Genomic DNA, 23,210 nt, shown 5'->3' with positions numbered 1-23,210 from the left:
GCGATGCCCAAGGAAGAATGGGGAGTCAAGCGCGTCTGCCCGACGACCGGCAAGCGGTTCTACGACCTCGGTCGCACCCCGATCGTGAGCCCCTACACCGGCGAGGTCGTGAACCTGGACACCGGCAGCAAGTCGCGCACGCTGATCAAGGATGAAAAGGAAAAAGTGACCAAGAACGACGACGATGTCCTGATCGACGACGACGCCGACGTTCTGGACGACGACGATGATGCGGATGTGGATCTGGGCGACGACGTCCTGGACGACGACGCGGACGAGGACGACGTGTCGCTCGATGACATCGCGGATGTCGGGTCCGACGACGACGATTCCTGAGATGCGCGGCGCGACGAGTTCATTTTCTGCTTGAACTCGTCTGGGCGGGTGAATAGACACCGCGCTACCGGGGCCATAGCTCAGTTGGGAGAGCGCTTGCATGGCATGCAAGAGGTCAGGGGTTCGACTCCCCTTGGCTCCACCATCTCGCCTTTGAAAAGTACCAGATAGGTCTGCACTTTTCGTCAGAGGATTCGCTTCTGCCGCGCAGACGGGTACTGTTTTCCCTGCGAAAATCCACGCTGCCTTGATCCGCGCCTTTTGGCGCGTTGATCCCGTCGCAGCCCTCCCTCCCTGTCAAACCCGAGGATGTCCCATGAGCGACCATTTGTTCGTCGTGACGGGCGGCCCCGGTGCGGGCAAGACCAGCCTCATCACCGAACTCGCACGCCGCCGCATCCACACGAGTCCCGAATCCGGCCGCGCGATCATCCGCGAAGAGATGGCCAGCGGCGGAGATGCCCTCCCCTGGTCCGACCGCATGGCCTATGCGGAAAGGATGCTGGAGCGGGACCTGTGCGCCTACGAGGACGCACAGGCGCTCTCAGGCCCCGTGATCTTCGACCGAGGCATTCCCGACATCATGGGCTACCTTATCCTCTGCGGGCTTCCCGTACCGCCCCACGCCGCCGCAGCAGCCGGGTCAGCCCGCTACAACCGTCGCGTCTTCTTGGCGCCGTTTTGGGATGAGATCTTCACGCAGGACATTGAACGCAAGCAGACCCGCGCCGAGGCGGAAGAGACCTGCGCGGTGATGCGCCGGACGTATGTCGCTCTTGGATACGAGATCATTGAGATACCTCGAACCGATGTCCCCGGACGCGCAGATTTCGTCGCCGCGTATCTCGGCAGCATTTGACCTTCCGCATGTAGGCAAGCCGCCCCCACGACAACGAAGCGCGATCTGCCGGCCCGACGTTTCCGCCGGGCCGATCAAAATGCGTTGCGAGGTCAGTTGGTTATGATCTCCGGACCCATGATCGAGTTCGGCAGATAGGTCGAGATCCACGGCACGTAGGTCACCACAATCAGGAACACGAACAGCACCGCCAGGAAGGGCAGGGCGGCCTTCACGACGCGCATCATGGGCATTCCGGCCACGCCCGACGTCACGAAGAGGTTGAGTCCGACCGGCGGCGTGATCATCCCGATTTCCATGTTCACCACCATGATGATGCCGAGGTGGATCGGATCGACGCCGAGCTCGATGGCGATGGGGAAGACCAGCGGGGCCACGATGACCAGAAGGCCGGACGGCTCCATGAACTGCCCGCCGATCAGCAGGATCACGTTCACCATCACCAGGAACATCACCTTGCCGAACCCGGCCGAGAGCAGGGCCTCGGCGATGGTCTGCGGAACCTGCTCGTCCGTCAGAACGTGCTTCAGGATCAGCGCGTTGGCGATGATGAACATCAGCGTGACGGTCAGCTTCCCCGCATCATAGAGGGTCGCGATGGTGTCCCGATGAAAGAACGCCGTGATAAGCGCATAGGGCTTGTTCAGGAGCGATGTGTTCTCCTCGCCCTCCGGGGTCGCCAAGGGGCCCATGTCTCGATAGACGAAACTCGCAACGAGGAACGCGTAGACGGATGCGACGGCGGCGGCTTCGGTGGGCGTGAAGAGCGCGGGGGTCAGGAACGGCACGCCGTAGATCCCGACCATGATGATGACGATCAGCATCAGTCCCCAAAAAGCATCCCGGAACGAGTCCCAGATCTCCCCCCAGCCGAGCCAATCCCCCCGGGGCAGGTTCTTGAATCGCGCGATGCCGTAGATCGTCACCATTAGCATGCCCCCGGCTAACAGGCCGGGGATGACGCCTGCCAGGAACATCCGCCCCACCGAGACGTCGGTAGCGGAGGCATAGACCACCATCACGATCGACGGCGGAATCAGAATGCCTAGCGTGCCGGCGTTGCAGATGACGCCGGCCGCAAAGTCCTTGGAGTAGCCGACCTTCTGCATGGCCGCGATAACGATGGAGCCAATGGCCACCACGGTCGCGGGGGAGCTCCCCGAGAGTGCGGCGAAGATCATGCAGGCAAAGACGCCGGCAATGGCCAGGCCGCCGGGCAGGTGCCCGACACAGGCGATAGCGAAGCGGATGATCCGCTTGGCGACGCCGCCGGTGGACATGAAACTTGAGGCAAGGATGAAGAACGGAATGGCCAGGAGAGTATAGTGACCGGCCATCGCCTGATAGAGCGACTGCGCCACGGAGGCGAGCGAGCTCTCGGAGTTGACCAGAAGGAAGATGATGGAGCTGAGGCCGAGGCTGACGGCAATCGGCACGCCGATCAGCAGCAGCGCCACCACCATAAGGAAAAGGAGCACGATTTCCATGAGGCGTCAGTCCCTGTAATACGGTTCGTCGTGGTGGGTGGCGCTCAGGTCGTCGACCTGATCCTCCGCCTCATGGCTCACGATCAGACTGTCGCGGTGGCCGTTTATGACGCCGACGGTAGCTTGGATCGACCGGATGAGCATCAGCAGGCAGCCAACCGGCAATATGAGATAGACCACGAACCGCGGCAGCTTCTCGTAGGACTCCCCCTGATTGACCAGCGGTTCCAGCCATCGCAGCCAGTCCAGCATCGGGATCTGGTCGGTCTCGTACCAAGCCTGGTCGCGGGAATCTTCGAAGCCGGTCGGAAACCAGCGGCCGCTGGTGGCGTCGAGACCGGCGAAGGGGGCGTAATAGTCCCATGCGCCCTTCAACAGCAGCGCGGCATAGATGATGCACAGCACGCCCGCGATGATACCCATGGTGCGCTGCCCTCTTGGCGGCATCAGGGAGGTGACCGCATCCACGCCGAGGTGGGCGGTGATCCGGAACGCGTGGGAGATGCCGAACAGCACCAGCCAGGCGAACAGCACCAGCACAACCTCGAGCCCCCAAATCAGGCTCTCGTTGAAGATGTACCGCAAGACCACGTTGACGAACGTCAGAAGCACCATCGTTCCCAATAGAAAAGCGATGAATGCCTCCTCTATTCGGGCGATGGCTTCGCCGAGCGGTGTTTCGGGTTGATGTCGTGAATGCGAACTCATGCGGTCCCCTCCCCAAAGACTGCGGACACAGAGGGGCCGCAGCGACTCTGCCGCGCGGCCCCCTGTTTGGCGTCATGCGTCACATGGACATGTTGATGGACTGTGCGGCCTCGATGTTTTCGGCCCCGACGTCGCCTTCGAACTGCTCCCAGACCGGTTTCATCGCTTCGACCCATGCCGCGCGCTGCTCCTCGGTCAGTTCGCGGATCGTGCCGCCGGCATCCAGGATCGCCTGACGATTGTCCGCGTCGACCTGCGCGATCGCGGCGTTGCGCTCCTCGGTCACCTCTTTGACGATCGTGCCGAGCTGATCGCGAACGTCATCGTCCAGGCCGTCCCACCAGTCCACCGAGGTCACGACCATGTAATCGAGCAGCCCGTGATTGGTCTCGGTGATGCCGTCCTGAACCTCGAAGAACTTCTGGCCATAGATGTTGGACCAGGTGTTCTCCTGCCCGTCCACGACGCCCGTCTGGAGCGCGCCGTAGACCTCTGAGAAGGCCATCGGTTGCGGCGAGGCATCCAGAGCTTCCATCTGTGCGACGAGCACGTCAGAGGGCTGCACGCGGAACTTCAGACCGGCAGCATCCTCGGGCACCAGCAATGGTTTGTTGGCGGAGAATTGCTTCAGCCCGTTATGCCAGAAGCCGAGCCCGAGCAGACCGCGCCGCTCCATCGAGGTCAGCATGTTCTGCCCCGCTTCAGAGCTCTGGAACGCCTCGACAGCTTCCATGTTCTTAAACATGAAAGGCAGATCGAAGATGCGGAACGTCTTGGTGAACTTCTCGAACTTGCTGAGCGAGGGGGCCGCCATCTGCACGTCGCCCTGCAGCATGGCTTCGAGAACCTGGTCGTCGTTGTAAAGCGTGGAGTTCGGGTAGACCTCCATGCAGGCCTTTCCGTTCATCTCCTCGTTGACCCGGGATTGCAGCAGGGACGCGGCAATGCCCTTGGGGTGTTTGTCGGTGTTGGTGACGTGGCTGAACTTGATGACAATCTCGCCCTCGTCGCATTGCGCAAGTGTCGCGCTCGCACTCAGACACACGGCCACCGCGGTGGCCGCTGCAGTCAGGTACTTCATCTTGATGTCCTCCCGGAATGTACGTTTTTCGTTTCGACCCGCTTTTCGACAGGCCCTGAGCGAATAAAACAGTCCCAAAGGCCTCTCGCCAAGAAATATTATTAAATGCTGCCGGGGAACGGGCCGATCGCAGCCAGGTCGCAGTGCCCTTGGGTCACTTTTACAGTTACGCTGCGGAAGTTCAGCCAAGCGTTTCAGCGTCTTATGCGGCGGTACCTCATGCCATCATCCTCTGGTTGCGGCTGGAGCGCTGCGTGCTTCCGGCTGTACGCGAACCAAAATTTCGGGTAGAAACTGATTGTATCAGTCATTGGGTTACTGATGCGATAAGTTGGATTGTGGGGTCGGAATGCGGGCGGACACGGATCTCAGCGGGGTTGTCGCGGCGTTGGTGACGCCCTTCGATAGTCGTCACGAAGTCGATGTGGCGGGACTTGCGGCACATGCCGGGCGGATGCTGCATCAGGGTTGCAGCTTTATCTCTCCCTTCGGCACCACGGGGGAGGGCGCCTCCCTTTCAACCGCGCAGAAGAGCGCGGTGTTGACGGCACTGGTGGAAAGCGGAATTGACGCCGCACGAATGATTCCGGGTGTGATCACCTCCACGGTCGACGATGCGGCGCAGATGGTTCGGCACATCGCGGACCTCGGGTGCCGCGCCGCACTGGTGATCCCGCCCTTCTACTACGACCCGTCGGGCGACGATGGCGTGGCGGACTTTTACGAGGCGGCAATCGCCCGCGCCGGCGCGCCGGAGATCGACATCATTCTCTACAACTTCCCCCACTTCAGCGGCGTCACCTTCACGCCAGCCCTCGTTCGAGCGGTGCAGGCGCGGCTTGGCGACCGGGTGGTCGGGATCAAGGATTCGACGGGCGACCTGAAAGGCGGGTTGGCCCTGATCGACGCCTTCCCCGAGTTGTCGATCTTCACGGGGAGCGACGCCATCCTGCCCCAAATGGTTGCGGCCGGCGGGGCCGGGATGATTGGCGGCATGGTGAACCTCTACGCGGCAGAGGCTGTCCGGCTGGCGCGTGGTGAGGCCGACGAAGAAGAGAGGTCCCGCGCGCGCCGCCGGATCGAAATCGTCGACGGAAACGGCGGGCTGGCTGTTCTGAAGGCCATCCTCGCGAAGACCTACGACTCACCCGCATTCGGCCGTTTCCTGCCCCCCTTGCGGGCGATCGCGTCCGAGCGGATGCTAGCCATCGAGGCGATGCTCGCCGAGGGCGATTGAGGTCAGGGGGCGGACCGGACAAGGCGATGGCGTTCAAACCAGGGGAAGCCCCGTCGGGCCGCGCAGGCCAGAGCGTCACCCAGGCGGGCTACGAGTTGTTTCAGGCGGCCCTGCTCGATGGCCGTTTGCGGCCGGGACAGTTGATCAGCCAGCGTGAACTGGTCGAGATGCTGAACTTGTCCATCGGGGCGCTGCGGGAGGTCCTGCCGCGCTTGCAAGCCGAAGGTCTCGTTCTCGTGCTTCCGCAGCGCGGAATCCAGATCCCAGCGATAGACCTGCCGATGATCCGGGACGCCTTCCAGATGCGCGCGGCGCTCGAGCGCGAGGCGGTCATTCACGCGGTTCGGGAGATGCCGGAGGCGCTGCTTCACGCGCAGCGTCGGAAGCACGTGGAAATCCTCGACCGCGTCGACCGAGACCCATCGGATGAGGTGTTCGTAGAGGGGCAGGAGGTCGACGCCGGCCTGCACGCGCTTCTCGTTCAGTCCACCCGCAACGACCTGATCCTGCAAGCCTACAACATCAACAGCATTCGCATCCGGCTGATCCGGCTCGACCGGATCCGGCTGACCCGGGCCACGCTGCCTGCGGCGTTCGCGGATCACCTGGCCATCATTGACGCCATTCTGGACCGCGACCGAACGGCGGCGATGGACGCCATGGACCGGCATATTGCCAATGCGCGCGATCGGGCGCTGGAGCTGTGATGCGAGGTCCGGACATGTCGCATGAACCGAGCACGTCCGGCTCCGCGGCGAGCGCCGGCCGAGGGTGGCTGACTGCACACGGTTCGCTGGTCGCCACCAACTCGAATTGAAAAGGGGAGAGAGGCCATGAAACACTATTTGGGAGTCGATGTCGGCACCGGAAGCGCCCGCGCCGGACTGTTCGATGCCAACGGAACATTAAAGGGAAGCGGGGTTTGCGCGATCGAAACCCTTCGCCCGGCACCCGATTTCGCGCAACAGCGGTCTGCCGAAATCTGGACGTCGGTGTGTGCAGCAACGCGGGAGGCGCTCGCCGAAGCCGGCGTGACACCGGGCAGCGTGGCGGGCGTCGGGTTCGATGCCACCTGCTCGCTTGTGGTTTCCGGCGAAAACGACGCGCCTGTTACGGTCAGCCCGGAGGGCGAGGAGGATCAGGACGTGATCCTCTGGATGGATCACCGCGCGATGGGCGACGCCGAGGAGATCAATGCCATCGGCGGGGAGCCTCTTGAGTACGTCGGGGGGCGGATCTCGCCAGAAATGGAACTTCCGAAACTGCGCTGGCTGAAGCGGGAACTGCCCGAAAGCTGGTCCGTGGCGCGGCGGTTCTGGGACCTACCAGACTGGCTGGTTCACCGGGCAACCGGGGAGGAAACGCGTTCGCTTTGCTCCACCGTCTGCAAGTGGACCTACCTCGGCCACAAGGGGCTGCACGGCGAGGGGTGGGACGACGGGTTCCTGGAGACCATTGGATTGGGGGATCTGGCGGAGGCGGGGCACGCGGCAATCGGCCAGAGTCTTGCCGAGCCCGGAGCGCCTTGCGGCACCCTGACGGAGCAGGCGGCGTCCGAAATGGGGCTGTTGCCCGGCACATCGGTGGCCGCAAGCCTGATCGACGCCCACGCCGGGGCCGTCGGCACGCTGGGTGTGGCACTCGGCAACGGCGACATCACCACACGGCTCGCCATCATCGCCGGAACCTCGACCTGCCATATCGGGCTGACCGAAGAGCCGGTTTTCGTGCCCGGTGTTTGGGGGCCGTATTTCGGCGTTGTCCTGAAGGAGTACTGGGCGCTGGAGGGCGGGCAATCGGCCGCCGGCGCGCTGATTGACGCGGTGATCGCCCGCCACGCGGCTGCAGCACCGCTCGAAGCGGAGGCGAAGGGGCAGGGCAAAAGGATCACGGACCTGCTCGACGCGCGCCTGACGACGCTGGCTGAGGAAACCGCGACGCTGACCGCCGACCGCCACGTGCAGCCGGACTTTCACGGCAACCGCTCGCCGCTGGCGGAGCCATGGCGGCGCGGCGCGATCTCCGGGTTGTCGTTGGAATCAGGACCGGACGACCTCGCGCTCGACTACCTCGCAACTGTGCAGGCGCTGGCCTATGGCACGCGCCACATCATTGACGAGATGCGCAACGCCGGCGCCCGCTTCGATACGCTCGTGATGAGTGGCGGGCTGGCCAAGAACACGCTGTTCCTGCGGGAAACGGCGGACGCCACAGGCTGCACCATCGTCGTGCCCGACCAGCGGGAGCCCGTGCTTCTTGGCTCCGCCATGCTCGGCTCCGTCGCGGCGGGGGATTTCGAGAGCGTCCGTTCAGCCATGACCGCGATGTGCGGGCAGGGGGCCACCGTGGCGCCGCGCGGGGGCGACATTGCCGCCTATCATGACAGGAAATACCGTGTGTTCCGCCGGATGCAGGACGACTACGCCGCATATCGGACACTCATGGCCCGGGAGGAGACCGACCGATGACTGACATCGTCCTTGTTGCAAGTGGCGACCTGCGCGAAAGCGCGAACCTGCAATGCTGGCCGGCGCAGGCCGCCATGGAGGCGAAGCTAACAGAGGTGATCGAGGGGCTGGGGCACAGCCTCAAGCGCGCCCATCCGGTCAAACCGCAGGGCCACGGTTTCATCGCCTCGCAGCGGGAGGGGATGGATGTTTTCGCCAGTATCGACCCAGATGCGCCACTGATCGTGGCCGAGGCGGTTTGGCAGTATTCCCACCACGTATTGCCCGGGCTGACCACGCACAAGGGCCCGATCCTGACGGTGGCGAACTGGTCGGGCCAGTGGCCGGGGCTGGTGGGGTTGCTCAACCTCAACGGATCGCTCACCAAGGCCGGTGTGCCTTATGCATCGCTCTGGAGCGTGGACTTCGGGGATGCGTTCTTCCTCGACGGGCTGCGGGAGTGGCTGGAGACGGGCACGATCACGCATGACGCCAGCCATGTCCGCCCCTTCGCCGGTACGGATCTGGCCGCCGAAGATCGCGCGATTGCGGCGGAGATCGCCGCCGATCTGCGCCGGAACAAGACGATCCTCGGCGTCTTCGACGAGGGCTGCATGGGGATGTTTAACGCCATTATCCCCGATGCCCTGCTGATGCCGCTCGGCGTCTTCAAAGAACGTCTCTCGCAGTCGGCTTTGTACCACGCGGCAAAGGAGGTGCCGGAGGCGGAGGCGCGTGCGGTGTATGACTGGCTGCTGGCGCGGGGCATCACGTTCCATCTGGGGGACGACCCAGAGACCGACCTCACGGAGGCGCAGGTTCTCGATCAGTGCCGCATGTACATCGCGGCGGTTCGCATGGCAGACGCCTTCGGCTGCGAGGCGATCGGCATCCAGTACCAGCAGGGGCTTAAGGACCTTCTTCCGGCCTCCGACCTGGTGGAAGGGATGCTTAACAACGACGACCGTCCCGATGTGGCCCGCGCCGACGGCACCGTGATCCGGCAAGGGCGCGCCATCGTTCACTTCAATGAGGTGGACGAATGCGCCGGGCTCGACGGCGTCCTGATCAACCGAGTTCACCGGGCTCTTGGGCAGCCGGTGGAGACGACGCTGCACGACCTTCGCTGGGGCGAGGCCTACGGTTCGGGCGTGGAGGAAGAGTTCGTCTGGGTGTTCGAGATTTCAGGCGCTGTTCCGCCGGCTCACAACGCGGGCGGCTGGGCAGGGTCCGAGAGCTTCCGGCAGCCCGCGATGTACTTCCCTGCCGGTGGCGGATCTCTGATGGGGATCGCGAAACCGGGCGAGATCGTCTGGTCGCGCATTTTCGTCGAGGGCGGGCAACTCCACATGGATATTGGTCGGGGGCAGGCGGTCGAGCTACCTGAGGCCGAAACGCTCCGTCGAAGCGAGTCAACGACGCCTGAATGGCCCATCATGCACGGTGTTCTGACCGGGGTATCGCGTGACCAGATGATGGCGCGACACAAGGCCAATCACATTCAGGTCGTCTATGCGACCTCCGCAGAGGAGGCTGACAAGGCGATGTACGTCCGCGCAGCCTTGGCGCAGGACCTCGGTATCACCGTCTCACTCTGCGGGGTGTGACGCGCTGAGGCCACGACACCGAGACCGCCCCTCATCGGCGGGCGGTCTTCCACGCACTTGATGACTGCCGAATGGCAAGGATTTTCCCGGCCTGATCGCCGGTTTCGCGGCAGGTTTCCTTCACGCAACGGTTTTCTACTGGGGCGCGCCTGTCTATAAGGTCGCGAAACAGATTTTTCGTCGCATTCCCGGCTCCCCGCGAGCCAGCCATGATCCGCGGCGAGATCCCGGGAGGGCGGCCTGGCGCCGCGGCACGACATACTTCGGATATTCGAAAGGTGAGGAAAACATGGCCGACACAGTGAAACCAGACATTTTGTATACAAAGGTAGACGAAGCGCCCGAGCTCGCGAGCGCGTCATTTCTGCCGATCATCCGGGCCTTTTCCGATGCGGCCGGCGTCGTCGTGGGTACGAAGGACATCTCGCTGGCCGGCCGGATACTGTCCGCTTTTCCCGAGTACCTCACCGAAGACCAGCGCATCTCCGACGATCTGGCCGAACTGGGCGAACTGGTGAAGCAGCCCGACGCCAACGTGATCAAACTGCCCAACATCTCCGCATCCGGCCCACAGCTCGCTGCCGCTATCGCTGAGCTTCAGGCTCAGGGCTATGCCTTGCCGGATTACCCGGCGGAGCCGTCGACGGACGAAGAGAAAGCCGTTCGGGCCAAGTACGACGCCATCAAAGGCTCTGCCGTGAACCCCGTGCTGCGCGAGGGCAACTCGGACCGCCGCGCCGCGAAGGCAGTGAAAAACTATGCCCAGAACAACCCGCATTCCATGGGGAGCTGGAGCAGCGACAGCAAGACCCACGTCTCTTCGATGCCCGGCAACGACTTCTACTCCAACGAAGTCTCGGCCACGCTGACCTCCGCGCAGGCGGGCGACGCCAAGATCGAGTTCGTCGACAAGGACGGCAGCTCGATGGTCCTGAAGGACCGCTGGCCGCTGGACGAGGGCACCGTGGTCGATGCGACCTACATGTCGGCCAAGGCGCTGGACTCCTTCCTCGCCAAACAGATCGAGGCGACGAAGCAGGACGACATAATGTTCTCGCTCCACCTGAAGGCCACGATGATGAAGGTTTCCGACCCGATCATCTTCGGCCACGCGGTCAAGGCCTGGTTGAAGCCGGTGTTCGACAAGTACGGTGCGGACCTGGAGAAGGCGGGGATCAACCCGAACTCAGGCATGGGCGAGGTGCTCAAGCAGATCGAGGCGCTGCCAAACGCCGATGAGATCAAGGCGGAGATCGAGGCGGTGCGCGCCGAGCGGCCGGAGATCTACATGGTCGATAGCGACCGGGGCATCACCAACCTGCACGTACCGTCGGACGTGATCATCGACGCCTCCATGCCCGCCGTGATCCGCGCTGGCGGCAAGGGCTGGGATTCGCAAGGCCGCAAGGGAGACACCAACTGCGTCATCCCCGACAACTGCTACGCGCCAGTCTATGACGAGGCCATCAAGTTCTTCAAGGAGAACGGCGCGTTGGACCCGTCGACGGCCGGGGCGGTGGCCAACGTCGGCCTGATGGCGCAGAAAGCGGAGGAGTACGGCTCCCACCCGACCACGTTCGAAGCACCGGCGGATGGAACGATCCGCATCGTGCTCGCCAATGGCGACGTGCTGCATTCCCACGACGTCGAGGCGGGCGACATCTGGCGTGCCTGCACGGTGAAACGGGCGCCGATCGAGAACTGGATTCAGCTCGCCATGGACCGTCAGCGCCTGGCTGGATCTGAAGCGATCTTCTGGCTGGACGCGGAACGTGCCCATGACGCGGAGTTGATCAACTACGTCAAGCCGGCGCTCGAGGCCGCGGGCGTCGCTGGCAAGTTCCTGATCATGGCGCCGCGCGAGGCAACGCGCCAGTCGTTGGAGACGATCACCGCTGGCAAGGACTCCATCGCCATCACCGGCAACGTGCTAAGGGACTATCTGACGGATCTGTTCCCGATCCTGGAACTCGGCACCTCGGCCAAGATGCTCTCCATTGTGAAACTGATGAACGGTGGTGGGCTGTTCGAGACGGGCGCGGGCGGCTCGGCCCCCAAGCACGTGCAACAGCTTGTCGCTGAGAACCACCTGCGGTGGGATTCCATGGGCGAATTCTGCGCCTTGGGCGAAAGCCTGAACTTCCTCGCCGACACTCAGGGGAACGCAAAGGCGGGCGTTCTGGGCCGGGCTGCGGAGGCCGCGACCCAAGGCGTTCTCGACCACAACCGCTCACCGTCGCGGAAAGTGGGGGAGCCGGACAACCGCGCCAGCCACTACTGGTTCGCCCGGTATTGGGCCGAGGCACTTGCGGCGCAAAGCGACGACGCCGATCTGGCCGCGCATTTCGCTCCCATCGCCGAAGCACTGGCGGAGAAGGAGGACGCAATCCTTTCTGAACTCGCCGAGGTTCAGGGTGATGGCGTCGATCTGGGTGGGTACTACAAGCCGGACCCCAAGAAGACCGCGCGCGTCATGCGGCCTTCGGAGACGCTGAACGCGATCATCGGCTGATCGCGGCCGCGTGGGGGCCGACCGGCGAGCGCGCCGGCGGCTCCTCGCTCCGTTGACGTACGCGACGCAAGCTTCGGTGGTAGCGATATCGCCGGAGCAAAGCTTGACGCGACGGGAACCTTTTGGAGTGCAACAAATGGTTAACTCGTACGTTGACGTGCCGGATCTCCCAAGCGCCGGTTCGCCATGTCCTCGTCAGGCTCAAGCAACGCACCCGTTTCGTTCGCAGGACCCGCGCTCGGGCTGCGACGCCCCAGCCCCGTCGCGATCATCGCCAACCGGAACTCTGGGACGAATGAGCGAGACCTCCATGCGCTCGACCGAGCGATTCAGGTGTTCGGTGCCAAGGGCGCTCGGATTTATCGTTGGGTGCCGGGCTGTAACATTGAAGACGTCGTGCAGCGCGCCATCGATGACGGAGCCCGGACGATCATTTCCGGTGGCGGGGACGGCACCGCCATGGCCGTGGCCGGTGCGATGGTCGGACGCGACTGTCCCTTTGCCGCCCTGCCGCTTGGGACATTCAATTTCTTTTCCCGCGGACTCGGCTTTCCCGAAGATCCGGCCGAGGCGGCGCAGGCCGTTCTGGACGGGAAGCCGAGCACGATCCGGGTCGGCATGGTCAATGGGCAGGTCTTCCTGAACAATGCCAGCATTGGGATCTATCCGGCGATCCTGAAGCAGCGGGAGCAAGTGTATGCCCGCTACGGCCGGCGCCGGGCTATGGCGATGTGGTCGGTGGCACGCACATTTTGGCGGTTCCAGCGCCCCATGCGGCTTACCCTCACGGCTGACGACGGAGAGCCAATCACCCGTCGCACGCCGCTCGTCTTTGTCTCGCGTTCCGCCTATCAGTTGGACCGCCTCGGCCTGAAGGGCGGCGATGCGATCGCGGATGATGCGTTCGCCGTGCTCATAGGTCGTGCCGAGACCCGGCTCGATTTGTTCCGCATTGCCCTCCGGCTCGTGACCCAGACCGCGCAGGAAGGGCGTGACTATGAGTTTCTGGCCCCCAAGGAACTGACGGTTGACGTGCATCGGCGGCGGTCGCTGCTGGCCTACGACGGGGAAAAGAAACGCGTGCCGAGCCCGTTCCATTTCCGCCTCGCCGAAAAGCCGCTGACCGTGCTCATCCCGCCGGAGCGGTCCGCCGCGGCATGAGACGCATCGTGCACCTGTCGGACCTGCACTACGGGCGGGTCGATGCCCGTCTGGAGGCGCCTTTGTTGCGCACAATCACGGATCTTGCGCCGGATCTGGTGGTTGTCTCGGGCGACCTCACGCAACGTGCACGCCATGAGCAGTTTGAAGACGCCCGGCGTTTCCTAGACGCGTTGCCCGGCCCGGTGCTGACAGTCCCGGGAAACCACGATACGCCGCTCGACAACCTGCCGGTGCGCCTATTCAGGCCCTTCTCCCGGTACAAGCGATACATCTCGAAGGATCTGGAACCGGTGCACCGCGATGCGGAAATGGTCGTTGCGGGGGTCAATACGGTCAACCGGTTCTCCTGGCAGCGCGGCAAGATCGGGCGCGGCAGGTTAAGTCGGTTGTCAGCACGGCTGAGCGGGGCCGCCGAGCGGCTCCGGGTGGCAGTGCTGCACCACCCGCTCGAGCATGGACCGCAGGTGAACAAGAGGCTAATGCGCGGGGCCGCGGATGCGCTGGAGGCTCTGTCGAACTGCGGGGCTGATGTCGTTCTGTCCGGACATCTCCACGTGGCCTATGCTGAGCCGTTCCGGACGGCAGATGGCTTGCTGTTTGTACAGGCCGGCACCGGGCTATCGACGCGGGTGCGGGCGGGGGACGGCAATTCGTTCAACCAGCTCGACCACTCCGGCGGCCGCCTGAAAGTCGTCACATGGGCGGCAAGCTTCACGCCCGCGCCGGTCTTTGCCCCCGCCGTGACGTCGGCTTGGGAGCGGCGGGGGGACGTCTGGCTTCGTGCATGAATGCGCGAGTTGGGCGCCCGCCGCCAGACGAACACCGGGGCGCTCCCGCCCGTCGTCAGGGCATCCGCGGATGCCCCTCCTCCCGTGGGCCATGCCTCGCGCTTCGCGCGCGGCGGGCGCGCGAAGACCGGACGTCGGACGACGCGCATGCAGCGGCTGACCTAATGACGCGGACTATCCCGAGCGCGGATATCGTGGTAAGTCTTGGATCATAAAAAAGAACATCGAGCAGGTAATCTGACATGAATGACGGGACCTCAGGGGCCTTCGTCATCTCTTGGGCGCAGACGGCGATCGACGATGTCGCCGGGCCATCGCCCGAGGAGGTGCGCGCCGGTGCAAGCTGGCGGTGGGTCGGCCAGGCCCTCAGGCTGGATGGGCCCGACCGAGCGGCCCACCTTGGGTTGGCGCTCGGTTGGGAAGAGTTGCACGCGCGCGCCGCTCGCATCGCGCGGCGGTTGTGCGCCCCCGTGGTGCCCCTCGCGACCCCCGCGGCGGCCAAACCCGGTGACGATCCCTTGCTCGACCGGGGTTTCGTTCTGACCGATGGCCGGTCGGCCTGGGCAGCCTGCCGGATCGAGACCGGTCTCGGTCGGCCGGCGTTGCTCGCCTTCCACGGAAGCCTGCCGCCGCAAGGCGTCGACCTTTGGATCGTCAATGCCTTCAGCAATCGGCGCGCGGAGGCGCGGGCAGGGCGACGGCCGGAGGCCCCGGTCGCCGGCATCGCCATTGGTTCCTTGATCGAGACGCCGGACGGCGCGCGCCCTGTCGAAGGCCTGCAACCGGGCGACACGGTCATCACCCGGGATGGGGGACCGGCGACCATCGTCGGGCGCAGTAGGCGACGCTTCACGGCGTCCGACCTGAGCAGAGCGCCCGAAGACCGCGCCGTGCGCGTCTCTGTCGGAGCCTTTGGCGGAGGCGGGCATGGGGAGGACCTGCGGGTCGGCCCGGACCAACATCTTCTTTTCGGAGGCAAAGCCGTGTGGGCGTTGTTCGGGGCACCGGACGTGCTGGTCCGGGCACGCGATTTGCTGGACCACCCCGGGGTGTCACTGGATTTGCACGCGCATGAAGTGACCTATGTGCACATCCTGCTGGAGCGTCATCACATTTTGACGGCCCACGGCATGGGCTGCGCCAGTTTCCACCCGGATATGGCCGCGGCCCCCGGCGAGGCGCTGCTGGAGCCGGGCCTGCTCCACCGGATCGGCCCGGATATCCTCGGCAACCCGCATGAGTACGGCCCCCCGGTGCGCCGCAGGCTGACGGGGGCCGAAGCGGCCTTGTTGGTTGCGGGCGGGGATCTGCGCGCCGTCGCTTGACAAGCTGCCGCCCACTCTTTACTGAGCCCCATCCCGGCCGCTTGGCCGGGGTTTTCATTGGTGTTGGTGGCCCCCGCAAGGGGATGCCTGTCTCCCGGCGACGGGAAAGGACAACGCCCTTCATAGGCGCCCGGTTCGTCCGGCGGCGCCGTTCAGAACGAAGGAGATCAGACGGTGACCAAACGCACCTCTGCCAAGTACAAGATCGACCGCCGCATGGGCGAAAACATTTGGGGCCGGCCCAAGTCCCCGGTTAACCGCCGCGAATACGGCCCCGGCCAGCATGGCCAGCGCCGCAAAGGCAAAATGTCGGACTTCGGCCTGCAGCTCCGCGCGAAGCAGAAGCTCAAGGGCTACTATGGCGATCTGACCGAGAAGCAATTCCGCCGCATCTACGCCGAAGCGGAGCGCCGCAGGGGCGACACCGGCGAACTGCTGATCGGACTGCTGGAACGCCGCCTCGACTCCGTCGTCTATCGCGCGAAGTTCGTGCCGACCATCTTCGCTGCACGCCAGTTCGTGAACCACGGCCACGTGCTCGTGAACGGCCAGCGCGTGAACATCCCCTCCTACCGCGTGAAAGAGGGCGATGTCGTGGAGGTCCGCGACCGCTCCAAGCAACTGGCCATCGTTCTTGAGGCTGCGCAGCTTCCCGAGCGGGACGTGCCGGACTACCTCGAGGTCGACCACTCCAAGATGACCGCGACGTTCGTGCGCACGCCCGGCCTCGGCGACGTGCCCTACGCGGTACAGATGGAGCCGAACCTCGTCATCGAATACTACGCTCAGAACTGATCCGATTCCGCACGGGATCGCACAGAGCCGCACCTTCGGGTGCGGCTCTTTTCGTATGTGGCGTGGCAAACGGGCCGCGCCGGCGAGAGGCTGCTGAGTAATTTCAAGTATTTGGTGAAAGCGGTTGACTTGTGGGCCTCAGTCGCCCATCTGCCGTTCCAGATGTTCTCTGCCGCGTGAGCAGACAGCGACGCCCCCGAAAGGGATGACGCAGAGCATCGCGATCTTCACAGGTTCCCACATCACGCAGGGGTCCGGCGCGGTGACGGCCGAACGGGCAATGCGGCTCTCGGCCCGATCATCGTGCAACCCATCTGCATCCGGCGTCCACTCGGGACGGCGGGGACATTTTCGGCTGCGGCCCAAGGCCGTGGCCCCGACAGGATGAATCCAAACATGACTTTCGAAAACCTGGGGCTTCAGTCCCGCCTCGTGCGTATCCTTGCCGCGCAAGGCATCAACGAACCGACGCCGATCCAGGCCCAGGCAATCCCTCATGCGCTCGCCGGGCGGGACGTGATGGGCATCGCCCAGACCGGCACCGGCAAGACCGCCGCCTTCGGCCTGCCGATGGCGCATCGACTGCTGTCCGCGGGCAGCAAGCCCGATCCCAAAACGGTCCGCGGCCTGATCCTCGCGCCGACCCGTGAGCTCGTAAAACAGATCGCAGACAGTATCCGTGCCTTTACCGAGGGTACCCACCTCAAGGTGGGCATGGTCGTCGGCGGTGCCTCGATCAACGCACAGACGAACCGGCTTGCGCGCGGGACCGACCTGCTCGTTGCCACCCCCGGCCGCCTGATCGACCTGCTGGACCGCAAGGCGGTGCGGCTGGATGTGACGCAATACCTCGTCCTCGACGAGGCGGACCAGATGCTCGACATGGGCTTCATTCACGCCCTGCGCCGCATCGCGCCGCTGCTGCCGAAGGAGCGGCAGACGATGCTGTTCTCGGCTACGATGCCGAAGCTGATGGCCGATCTGTCCAAGACGTATCTGCGCGACCCGGTTCGCGTGGAGGTGTCGCCTCCGGGCAAGCCCGCCGACAAGGTCACGCAGGCGCTGCACTTCGTGGAGCAGGCGAGCAAGACGCAACTTCTGGTTGAGCACCTGGATGCCCACCGGGAGGATCTTGCGCTGATCTTTACCCGTGCCAAGCACGGCGCGGACCGTCTGATGAAGGCGCTCGAGCGCGAGGGGTTTGCGGTGGGCGCCATTCACGGCAACAAGTCCCAGGGGCAGCGGGATCGGGCGATCAAGGCCTTCCGGAACGGTGAGTTGAAGGCTCTGGTTGCGACCGACGTTGCTGCGCGCGGGCTGGACATCCCAGGTGTGCGGCACGTCTATAATTTCGATCTGCCAAACGTGCCGGACAACTACGTGCACCGGATCGGCCGCACCGCGCGCGCCGGGAATGACGGGCGGGCCGTGGCCTATTGCGCACCGGGCGAGATGTCCGAGCTGCAAGCGATCCAGAAGACGATGGGTCATGCGATCCCGGTGCTCGGCGGATCTCCTTGGTCGGCGCCACGGTCGGCTCCGGCGAATACGCCGGGCAAGTCGCGTAAGAGCGCGCCGAAGAGCAAACCGCGTCAGCGGCGCCGGTCGCGCGCTAAGCAGGCGGCGTAACGGTCGGCGTCTGGCGGCGCTCTCCCGCGCCGCTTCGGAAATGCGAGTCAGGCGGTCAGCCGTGCCGCCTGCCTCAGATCTTCGCGGAAGCGGTCGATTTCCTCCGCCCTGCGCACCTCATCCGGCAGGCGGAGCAGGTAGGACGGATGGACGGTGACGAAGACGGGGCCGTGGTGCGAGTGCTCCACCCGTCCCCGCCGTTTCAGGAGTCCTTCCCGGCGGCCGGTCAGACTTTGCAACGCGGTGGCGCCCATGGCGAGGATGAGCTTCGGCTTCACCAGCCGCACCTCCAGGTCAAGCCACCACTTGCAGTGGTCGATCTCGTCCCGGTTCGGCGCCTGGTGCAACCGCCGCTTTCCGGTGCGGCGGAATTTGAAGTGCTTCACGGCGTTCGTGACGTAGGCAGCACTTCGATCCAGCCCGGCCTCTGCTGCGGTGCGGTCGAAGAGTTGCCCCGCCGGTCCGACGAAGGGACGGCCATGGAGGTCCTCCTGGTCGCCCGGTTGCTCCCCCACCACCATCAACCCGGCATCGAGGGGGCCTTCGCCGGGGACCACCTGGGTCGCTGGCGCATGGAGCGGGCAGCGGGTACAGGCCGCCATCTGCCCGCACAGCTCGCCGAGAGATTCGGGCATCGGGGCGGAAATACAGGCGGCCGCAAGCCGCGTCTGAATCTTTTCCGCCCGTACCGGCGGCAGGGTGGGGGCGCGGGCCGCCATCTCCCGGGCGCGGGCATCGGCGGTGGCGATCAGTTCTGGAATGAACCGTGCCTCCGGCAGGTTTTTCCAATACTTGCGCGGCATCTCGGACGTCATCGCCTGCACCTTCAGCCGTGCGGGGTTGAAGATGTTGCGGAAATAGGTCCCCCACAACGCCTCGGCGTCATCCTCCTCCAAATCGGGTTTCGTCTGTCCGGGGGCGAGGGAAAGATGGCCCGCCTCGAACCGAGCGGTGACGTCCGGCGTCACGATCATCCAGTCCATGTCGCCAAAGCGGCCGGTGAAGAAGGGAGCCGTGGGCTCCACGGTGTGATGGGTCGGCTCGAACCAGGCGGCGAAGCGGCGGCGGGGGCCCTCTTGGCCCACGTCGCGGAAGCGGACGAAGGCTTTCATCTTGTGCGCACATCGGCGCACGCCCTTTTCCATGTCCCGCAAACGGGCGATGTCCACATCCCCGCGGTCGGCCATCAGCCCGGGCCGATCCCGCAGTCGCCAGAGAAACGCGTAGAGACGAGCAAAGCGCTCCGGATCGCTATGCCAAACCACCGTGCGCGCGAGCGCGAGGTAGGACTTCGGGACGGTGATGGGCGAGGCGGCCGCTTCAGGGTTAAGCGAAGGCGTATCGGTGCCGAAGAGGTTCGCCTGATCCGTGCCGTCCCAATCCCAGAGCACGGCCTCTGGCGAAACGCCCTCCGCCATCAGCGCCCGGGCGGCGTCGCGCCAGGCCTCCCATGTACCAATACGCGGGAGCGGGACGGTCCGCATCAAAAGAGCGAAAGCTGCTCGGGCGGCGGCGCGAACCGCGCCCGGAGGTCCGCGCTGTCGGTCAGAGCTCCTGGGGTCCAGTCCCGCAGGGTGATGAAGGGTTTTGCCTTTTTCAGCAGGGCGCCCATCCGCTGAAGGTCGCCGTAGCGGAGCGTGCGATGCCGCCGGGTGGACAAGATGCGTTCCACCGTCCGCGTGCCGAAGCCGGGGACGCGGAGCAGGAGCGCCTTGTCTGCAATTTGCACATCGACCGGAAAGAGACCGCGGTGCGCGAGCGCCCAGGCCAGCTTGGGATCGATCGCGAGGTCGAGGTTGCCGTCCGGGCGGGTGGAGGTGATTTCGTCCACGGAGAAGCCATAGAAGCGCAACAGCCAATCCGCCTGATAGAGACGGTGCTCCCGAACGAGCGGCGGCTTCACCAATGGCAGCCGCGCGGAACTGTCTGGGATAGGGGAGAAGGCTGAATAATAGACCCGTTTCAGCCGGTAGTCGCCATAAAGGCGGCTGGACTGCCCCAGGATCGTCGCGTCGGTGGAGCCGTCCGCCCCCACGATCATCTGCGTGGACTGCCCGGCAGGCGCAAAACGACGGGGTCTGCGGCCGCGGTGGCTGCGGTCCCGCGCCGCGGTATGCCGTTCCTTTACGTCCGCCATCGCGGCACGGATTGTCGAAGGGTTCTTTTCCGGAGCGTAGGCCGCGACGGAGGCGTCGGTGGGAAGCTCCACGTTGACCGACAGCCGGTCGGCATAGAGCCCCGCTTCCTCGATCAGTTCCGGCGCGGCATCGGGAATGGTCTTGAGGTGGATGTAGCCGCGAAAGTTCTCCCGCTCCCTGAGCGTGCGCGCGATCTGCACCATGTCCGCCATTGTCTGATCGGGCGAGCGGATGATGCCGGAGGACAGGAAAAGCCCCTCGATGTAGTTCCGCCGGTAGAACTCCGTGGTGAGCGTCACCACCTCCTCCGGGCTGAACCGCGCCCGCTCGACATTCGACGACACTCGGTTCACGCAATAGACGCAGTCGTAAATGCAGAAGTTCGTCATGAGGATCTTGAGCAGCGAGATGCATCGCCCATCCGGGGCATAGGCGTGACAGATCCCGGAGCCCTGCGTGGACCCGAGGCCCTTGCCGTCACGCGAGTCCCGCCGCGCCGTTCCGGAGGAGGCGCAAGAGGCATCGTACCGTGCGGCGTCTGCGAGAATCGCGAGTTTGTCTTGAAGGCTCTTTGGCATGATGTTCATCATATGTTCCTTCTCGGCCGAGGCAAGTCCGCCGCGATCACGAAACCGTCTTGCCGGCGCCGTCCCGCCGGTGCATGGACCTCCCGCCCACAGGCGCTAAGGTGTGGGCCGGAAAGCGAAAGGAGCATGCATGTCCCAGTCCCATCCCGTTTACGCTCGTATCGACGGCCCCGTGGTTCTCATCGGGTTCGGCTCGATCGGTCGGGGGACGCTGCCGCTGATCCGCCGCCATTTCGAGATCGACGCCGACAAGTTGACCGTGATCGAGCCGGACGCGGGCAAGGCGGACATGCTGAAGCGCGAAGGTGTCCGCCACGTCCAGAAGGCGCTGACACCGGAGAACTACCGCACGGTCCTCGGGGATGCTGTGGAACCGGGCGCCGGCTTCGTCGTGAACCTGAGCGTCGATACCTCCTCGCTGGATCTGATGAAGTTCTGCCGTGAACTGGGCGTGCCCTATATCGACACCGTGGTGGAGCCCTGGGCGGGTTACTACTTCGGCACGGAGGACAACGCGGCCCGCACCAACTTTGCCCTGCGGCAGGCGGTGCGGGACGAAAAGGCGGCCAATCCGGGGGGTAGCACGGCGGTGAGCTGCTGCGGCGCCAACCCGGGCATGGTGAGCTGGTTCGTGAAGGAGGCGCTGTTGACGCTCGCCAGCGATCTCGGGCGAGACACAACTCTGCCAGCGGCCCGCGCCGGTTGGGCGGCCCTGATGCGCGACCTGGGGGTGAAGGGCGTTCACATCGCCGAACGCGACACGCAGGTGCGACTTGAGCCGCGGCCGCTCGGCGTCTTCGTCAACACGTGGTCCGTCGAGGGGTTCATTGCCGAGGGTTTCCAGCCTGCCGAGCTTGGTTGGGGCACGTTCGAGCCGTGGTTCCCTGAGAACGGCCACCGGCAGGAGGTGGGCTGCCGCGCCGCGATCTGGCTGGAACAACCCGGCGCCAACACCCGCGTCAACACGTGGTGCCCCACGCCGGGGCCACAGTTCGGATTTCTCGTGACCCACAACGAGGCCATCTCCATCGCGGACTACTACACCGTCGGCGATCCCGCCGCGCCGGAGTTCCGCCCGACCTGCCACTATGCCTACCACCCCTGCGACGATGCCGTGCTGAGCCTGCACGAGATGTTCGGCTCCGGGCAGATCCAGGAAGAACACCACATCCTAGAGGTGGACGAGATCACGTCGGGCATCGACGAACTCGGCGTGCTCCTTTACGGCCACGAAAAGAACGCCCTGTGGTTCGGCTCCCGCCTCTCAAACGACGAGACCAAGGACCTCGCGCCGGACCAGAACGCCACGGCGCTGCAAGTGTCTTCGGCTGTCCTCGCCGGCATGGTCTGGGCCTTGGAGAACCCCGGTGCAGGGATCGTGGAAACCGACGAGATGGACCACGCACGCTGCCTGGAGGTTCAGCGCCCCTACCTCGGTCCGGTAGAGGCCCATTACACTGACTGGACCCCACTCACGGATCGCCAAAGCCAGTTCCCCGAAGACCTGATCGAGGAGGAGCCCTGGGCGTTCCGGAACGTGCTGGCAGGGTAGGGGCGCGGCCTGCCGCGTCACGCGATCTGGATGTCGTTGTTCAGGTCGTGAGCGTCGTCGACACCGCGCAACAGAATCTCCTCAGCGCCGAAGTCGAGCAAGGTGCCGCAGTGTCTCTCCTCGGCGAACTGGTGCACGATCTGGCGGCGGCTCAGGTCGCCGTCCCACAGGGCACTGTCCAGCACGAGCGTATCCTGGTCGTCGGTAAAATCGTTCACCACGTCCCGGTCGTAGCCCTTCCCAAAGACGAAGCGGTCCGGACCGGCACCGCCGACCAGCACATCGCGGCCAACGCCACCGTCCAACACATCGCGCCCGTCATTTCCGCGCAGAAAGTCCTGGCCGAGATTCCCCAGTAAGGTGTCATTCCCCTGGCCCCCTCCCAGACGGTCGGACCCGGCGCCACCCATGATCGTGTCGTCGCCCAGATTGCCCTTCACGAGGTCGTCTCCGGCACGCGCTCGAATCCGGTCGTCGCCACCGAAGGCGAAGATCGTGTCGTCTTCTTTACTCAGGACGATCCGATCATTGTCGGAGAGTGCGCTGCGCATAACCCGCATATCGTCTCCATTGGAACGGGTCGAAATGGCATCGTAGATCTCCCCGGCCGGCATCGAGAAATTCAACATTCCCCAGATCGTTTTGGAGTACCCGGTTGACTCCGAAAAAGACACTTCGACAAATCCGCTGGATTCGCCCCCATAGACCTTCTCGTCCGTTGCCGAAATCGACGGACCCAAAATGAGCGACCCAAATTCTTGTCCGCCACGCTCCGCGATGATCGCGAACCCGTCGCGGTATTTCGGCTCGTTGTCGTCCAAATCGTTCACGAAGTAACTTAACGTTTTTGTCCGGAGATTGAGGTTGAAGTCTATCGCAGTGATATCGAACGATTGGGTAGCAGCAAATAGCGCCATGGTTTGTCTCCTGTTCTCAATTGGCCGATCCCCGCTTCGGC

At 64.5% G+C, this 23,210-nt stretch carries 20 protein-coding genes and 1 tRNA gene; 14 read left to right on the top strand and 7 right to left on the bottom strand.

Going from position 1 to position 23,210, the window contains the following annotated elements; all coding sequences use genetic code 11:
- Nucleotides 1-3: 3 nt before the first annotated feature.
- The 3 genes from BM075_RS20360 (at nucleotide 4) to BM075_RS20350 (ending at nucleotide 1,195) form a co-directional block, all read left to right on the top strand.
- Entirely contained in the window at nucleotides 4-336 is a 333-nt protein-coding gene (locus tag BM075_RS20360; protein WP_093362545.1) for a TIGR02300 family protein, read from the top strand.
- Between the two features lie 69 nt (nucleotides 337-405).
- Nucleotides 406-481, top strand: a tRNA-Ala gene (locus tag BM075_RS20355).
- A gap of 171 nt (nucleotides 482-652) precedes the next feature.
- Entirely contained in the window at nucleotides 653-1,195 is a 543-nt protein-coding gene (locus tag BM075_RS20350; RefSeq protein ID WP_093362544.1) for an AAA family ATPase, read from the top strand.
- Nucleotides 1,196-1,287: 92 nt separating this feature from the next.
- On the opposite strand, the gene BM075_RS20345 is transcribed toward BM075_RS20350, so the two are convergent.
- The 3 genes from BM075_RS20345 to BM075_RS20335 all read right to left on the bottom strand — a co-directional run bounded on the left by BM075_RS20345 (nucleotide 1,288) and on the right by BM075_RS20335 (nucleotide 4,471).
- Nucleotides 1,288-2,682 carry a TRAP transporter large permease gene (locus BM075_RS20345; RefSeq protein WP_093362543.1) on the bottom strand — a complete coding sequence of 465 codons (1,395 nt, stop codon included), beginning with the start codon at nucleotides 2,680-2,682 and terminating at the stop codon, nucleotides 1,288-1,290.
- Nucleotides 2,683-2,688: 6 nt separating this feature from the next.
- Nucleotides 2,689-3,390, bottom strand: a complete 702-nt coding sequence (locus BM075_RS20340) for a TRAP transporter small permease (RefSeq protein ID WP_093362542.1) — start codon at nucleotides 3,388-3,390, stop codon at nucleotides 2,689-2,691.
- A 79-nt stretch (nucleotides 3,391-3,469) separates the two neighbouring features.
- The gene (locus tag BM075_RS20335; RefSeq protein WP_093362541.1) at nucleotides 3,470-4,471 is read right to left on the bottom strand and encodes a TRAP transporter substrate-binding protein; all 1,002 of its coding nucleotides are present in this window, start codon (nucleotides 4,469-4,471) and stop codon (nucleotides 3,470-3,472) included.
- 349 nt (nucleotides 4,472-4,820) lie between these two features.
- Here BM075_RS20335 and BM075_RS20330 point away from each other — a divergent pair, with 349 nt between their 5' ends.
- The 9 genes from BM075_RS20330 to rpsD all read left to right on the top strand — a co-directional run bounded on the left by BM075_RS20330 (nucleotide 4,821) and on the right by rpsD (nucleotide 16,346).
- A complete protein-coding gene (locus tag BM075_RS20330) occupies nucleotides 4,821-5,708 on the top strand; it encodes a dihydrodipicolinate synthase family protein (protein WP_093362540.1) in 888 nt (295 codons plus the stop codon).
- A 26-nt stretch (nucleotides 5,709-5,734) separates the two neighbouring features.
- Nucleotides 5,735-6,415: a GntR family transcriptional regulator gene (locus BM075_RS20325; RefSeq protein ID WP_093362539.1), complete on the top strand. Its 681-nt coding sequence runs from the start codon at nucleotides 5,735-5,737 to the stop codon at nucleotides 6,413-6,415.
- A 126-nt stretch (nucleotides 6,416-6,541) separates the two neighbouring features.
- Complete coding sequence (locus BM075_RS20320) at nucleotides 6,542-8,176, top strand: FGGY-family carbohydrate kinase (RefSeq protein ID WP_093362538.1); 1,635 nt, start codon at nucleotides 6,542-6,544, stop codon at nucleotides 8,174-8,176.
- Nucleotides 8,173-9,762: a fucose isomerase gene (locus BM075_RS20315; protein WP_093362537.1), complete on the top strand. Its 1,590-nt coding sequence runs from the start codon at nucleotides 8,173-8,175 to the stop codon at nucleotides 9,760-9,762. The genes BM075_RS20320 and BM075_RS20315 overlap by 4 nt, the downstream gene beginning before the upstream one ends.
- A 289-nt stretch (nucleotides 9,763-10,051) precedes the next feature.
- Nucleotides 10,052-12,274, top strand: a complete 2,223-nt coding sequence (locus tag BM075_RS20310) for an NADP-dependent isocitrate dehydrogenase (protein ID WP_093362536.1) — start codon at nucleotides 10,052-10,054, stop codon at nucleotides 12,272-12,274.
- Between the two features lie 243 nt (nucleotides 12,275-12,517).
- Entirely contained in the window at nucleotides 12,518-13,435 is a 918-nt protein-coding gene (locus BM075_RS20305; RefSeq protein WP_245758932.1) for a diacylglycerol/lipid kinase family protein, read from the top strand.
- Entirely contained in the window at nucleotides 13,432-14,226 is a 795-nt protein-coding gene (locus BM075_RS20300; RefSeq protein WP_093362534.1) for a metallophosphoesterase family protein, read from the top strand. Before BM075_RS20305 ends, BM075_RS20300 begins: the two co-directional genes overlap by 4 nt.
- A gap of 242 nt (nucleotides 14,227-14,468) precedes the next feature.
- Entirely contained in the window at nucleotides 14,469-15,551 is a 1,083-nt protein-coding gene (locus tag BM075_RS20295) for a Hint domain-containing protein (protein WP_093362533.1), read from the top strand.
- Between the two features lie 174 nt (nucleotides 15,552-15,725).
- Nucleotides 15,726-16,346 carry a 30S ribosomal protein S4 gene (gene rpsD / locus BM075_RS20290; RefSeq protein ID WP_093362532.1) on the top strand — a complete coding sequence of 207 codons (621 nt, stop codon included), beginning with the start codon at nucleotides 15,726-15,728 and terminating at the stop codon, nucleotides 16,344-16,346.
- A gap of 138 nt (nucleotides 16,347-16,484) precedes the next feature.
- Here rpsD and BM075_RS24505 read toward each other — a convergent pair whose 3' ends face one another.
- Nucleotides 16,485-16,655 carry a hypothetical protein gene (locus BM075_RS24505; RefSeq protein ID WP_177208427.1) on the bottom strand — a complete coding sequence of 57 codons (171 nt, stop codon included), beginning with the start codon at nucleotides 16,653-16,655 and terminating at the stop codon, nucleotides 16,485-16,487.
- An 87-nt stretch (nucleotides 16,656-16,742) separates the two neighbouring features.
- Between BM075_RS24505 and BM075_RS20285 the strand changes: the two genes are divergently transcribed.
- On the top strand, nucleotides 16,743-17,975 hold the full coding sequence (locus tag BM075_RS20285; RefSeq protein WP_093362531.1) for a DEAD/DEAH box helicase: 1,233 nt from the start codon (nucleotides 16,743-16,745) through the stop codon (nucleotides 17,973-17,975).
- A gap of 47 nt (nucleotides 17,976-18,022) precedes the next feature.
- Here the strand turns inward: BM075_RS20285 and BM075_RS20280 are convergent, their stop codons facing one another.
- Both BM075_RS20280 and BM075_RS20275 read right to left on the bottom strand, forming a co-directional pair.
- Entirely contained in the window at nucleotides 18,023-19,459 is a 1,437-nt protein-coding gene (locus BM075_RS20280) for a UdgX family uracil-DNA binding protein (protein WP_093362530.1), read from the bottom strand.
- Entirely contained in the window at nucleotides 19,459-20,700 is a 1,242-nt protein-coding gene (locus BM075_RS20275) for a putative DNA modification/repair radical SAM protein (RefSeq protein WP_245758931.1), read from the bottom strand. Before BM075_RS20275 ends, BM075_RS20280 begins: the two co-directional genes overlap by 1 nt.
- Before the next feature lie 130 nt (nucleotides 20,701-20,830).
- Between BM075_RS20275 and BM075_RS20270 the strand changes: the two genes are divergently transcribed.
- Complete coding sequence (locus BM075_RS20270; RefSeq protein ID WP_093362529.1) at nucleotides 20,831-22,252, top strand: homospermidine synthase; 1,422 nt, start codon at nucleotides 20,831-20,833, stop codon at nucleotides 22,250-22,252.
- 17 nt (nucleotides 22,253-22,269) lie between these two features.
- On the opposite strand, the gene BM075_RS24235 is transcribed toward BM075_RS20270, so the two are convergent.
- A complete protein-coding gene (locus BM075_RS24235; RefSeq protein ID WP_143089916.1) occupies nucleotides 22,270-23,169 on the bottom strand; it encodes a calcium-binding protein in 900 nt (299 codons plus the stop codon).
- Nucleotides 23,170-23,210: the final 41 nt, after the last annotated feature.

It is taken from the genome of Tropicimonas isoalkanivorans, from assembly GCF_900112335.1.
GTDB classification, from domain to species: domain Bacteria; phylum Pseudomonadota; class Alphaproteobacteria; order Rhodobacterales; family Rhodobacteraceae; genus Tropicimonas; species Tropicimonas isoalkanivorans.
This window is presented reverse-complemented; position numbering and strand designations above follow the sequence as displayed.

Excerpts from the sequence above, each read along its gene's own strand:
- BM075_RS20270 (WP_093362529.1), top strand. The coding sequence starts at position 20,831 with ATGTCCCAGTCCCATCCCGTTTACGCTCGTATCGACGGCCCCGTGGTT.
- BM075_RS20330 (WP_093362540.1), top strand. The coding sequence starts at position 4,821 with ATGCGGGCGGACACGGATCTCAGCGGGGTTGTCGCGGCGTTGGTGACG.
- BM075_RS24235 (WP_143089916.1), bottom strand. The coding sequence starts at position 23,169 with ATGGCGCTATTTGCTGCTACCCAATCGTTCGATATCACTGCGATAGAC.
- BM075_RS20300 (WP_093362534.1), top strand. The coding sequence starts at position 13,432 with ATGAGACGCATCGTGCACCTGTCGGACCTGCACTACGGGCGGGTCGAT.
- BM075_RS20320 (WP_093362538.1), top strand. The coding sequence starts at position 6,542 with ATGAAACACTATTTGGGAGTCGATGTCGGCACCGGAAGCGCCCGCGCC.
- BM075_RS20325 (WP_093362539.1), top strand. The coding sequence starts at position 5,735 with ATGGCGTTCAAACCAGGGGAAGCCCCGTCGGGCCGCGCAGGCCAGAGC.
- BM075_RS20360 (WP_093362545.1), top strand. The coding sequence starts at position 4 with ATGCCCAAGGAAGAATGGGGAGTCAAGCGCGTCTGCCCGACGACCGGC.
- BM075_RS20275 (WP_245758931.1), bottom strand. The coding sequence starts at position 20,700 with ATGAACATCATGCCAAAGAGCCTTCAAGACAAACTCGCGATTCTCGCA.
- BM075_RS20280 (WP_093362530.1), bottom strand. The coding sequence starts at position 19,459 with ATGCGGACCGTCCCGCTCCCGCGTATTGGTACATGGGAGGCCTGGCGC.
- BM075_RS20340 (WP_093362542.1), bottom strand. The coding sequence starts at position 3,390 with ATGAGTTCGCATTCACGACATCAACCCGAAACACCGCTCGGCGAAGCC.
- BM075_RS20335 (WP_093362541.1), bottom strand. The coding sequence starts at position 4,471 with ATGAAGTACCTGACTGCAGCGGCCACCGCGGTGGCCGTGTGTCTGAGT.
- BM075_RS20310 (WP_093362536.1), top strand. The coding sequence starts at position 10,052 with ATGGCCGACACAGTGAAACCAGACATTTTGTATACAAAGGTAGACGAA.
- BM075_RS20345 (WP_093362543.1), bottom strand. The coding sequence starts at position 2,682 with ATGGAAATCGTGCTCCTTTTCCTTATGGTGGTGGCGCTGCTGCTGATC.
- BM075_RS20315 (WP_093362537.1), top strand. The coding sequence starts at position 8,173 with ATGACTGACATCGTCCTTGTTGCAAGTGGCGACCTGCGCGAAAGCGCG.
- BM075_RS20350 (WP_093362544.1), top strand. The coding sequence starts at position 653 with ATGAGCGACCATTTGTTCGTCGTGACGGGCGGCCCCGGTGCGGGCAAG.
- BM075_RS20295 (WP_093362533.1), top strand. The coding sequence starts at position 14,469 with ATGAATGACGGGACCTCAGGGGCCTTCGTCATCTCTTGGGCGCAGACG.
- BM075_RS20285 (WP_093362531.1), top strand. The coding sequence starts at position 16,743 with ATGACTTTCGAAAACCTGGGGCTTCAGTCCCGCCTCGTGCGTATCCTT.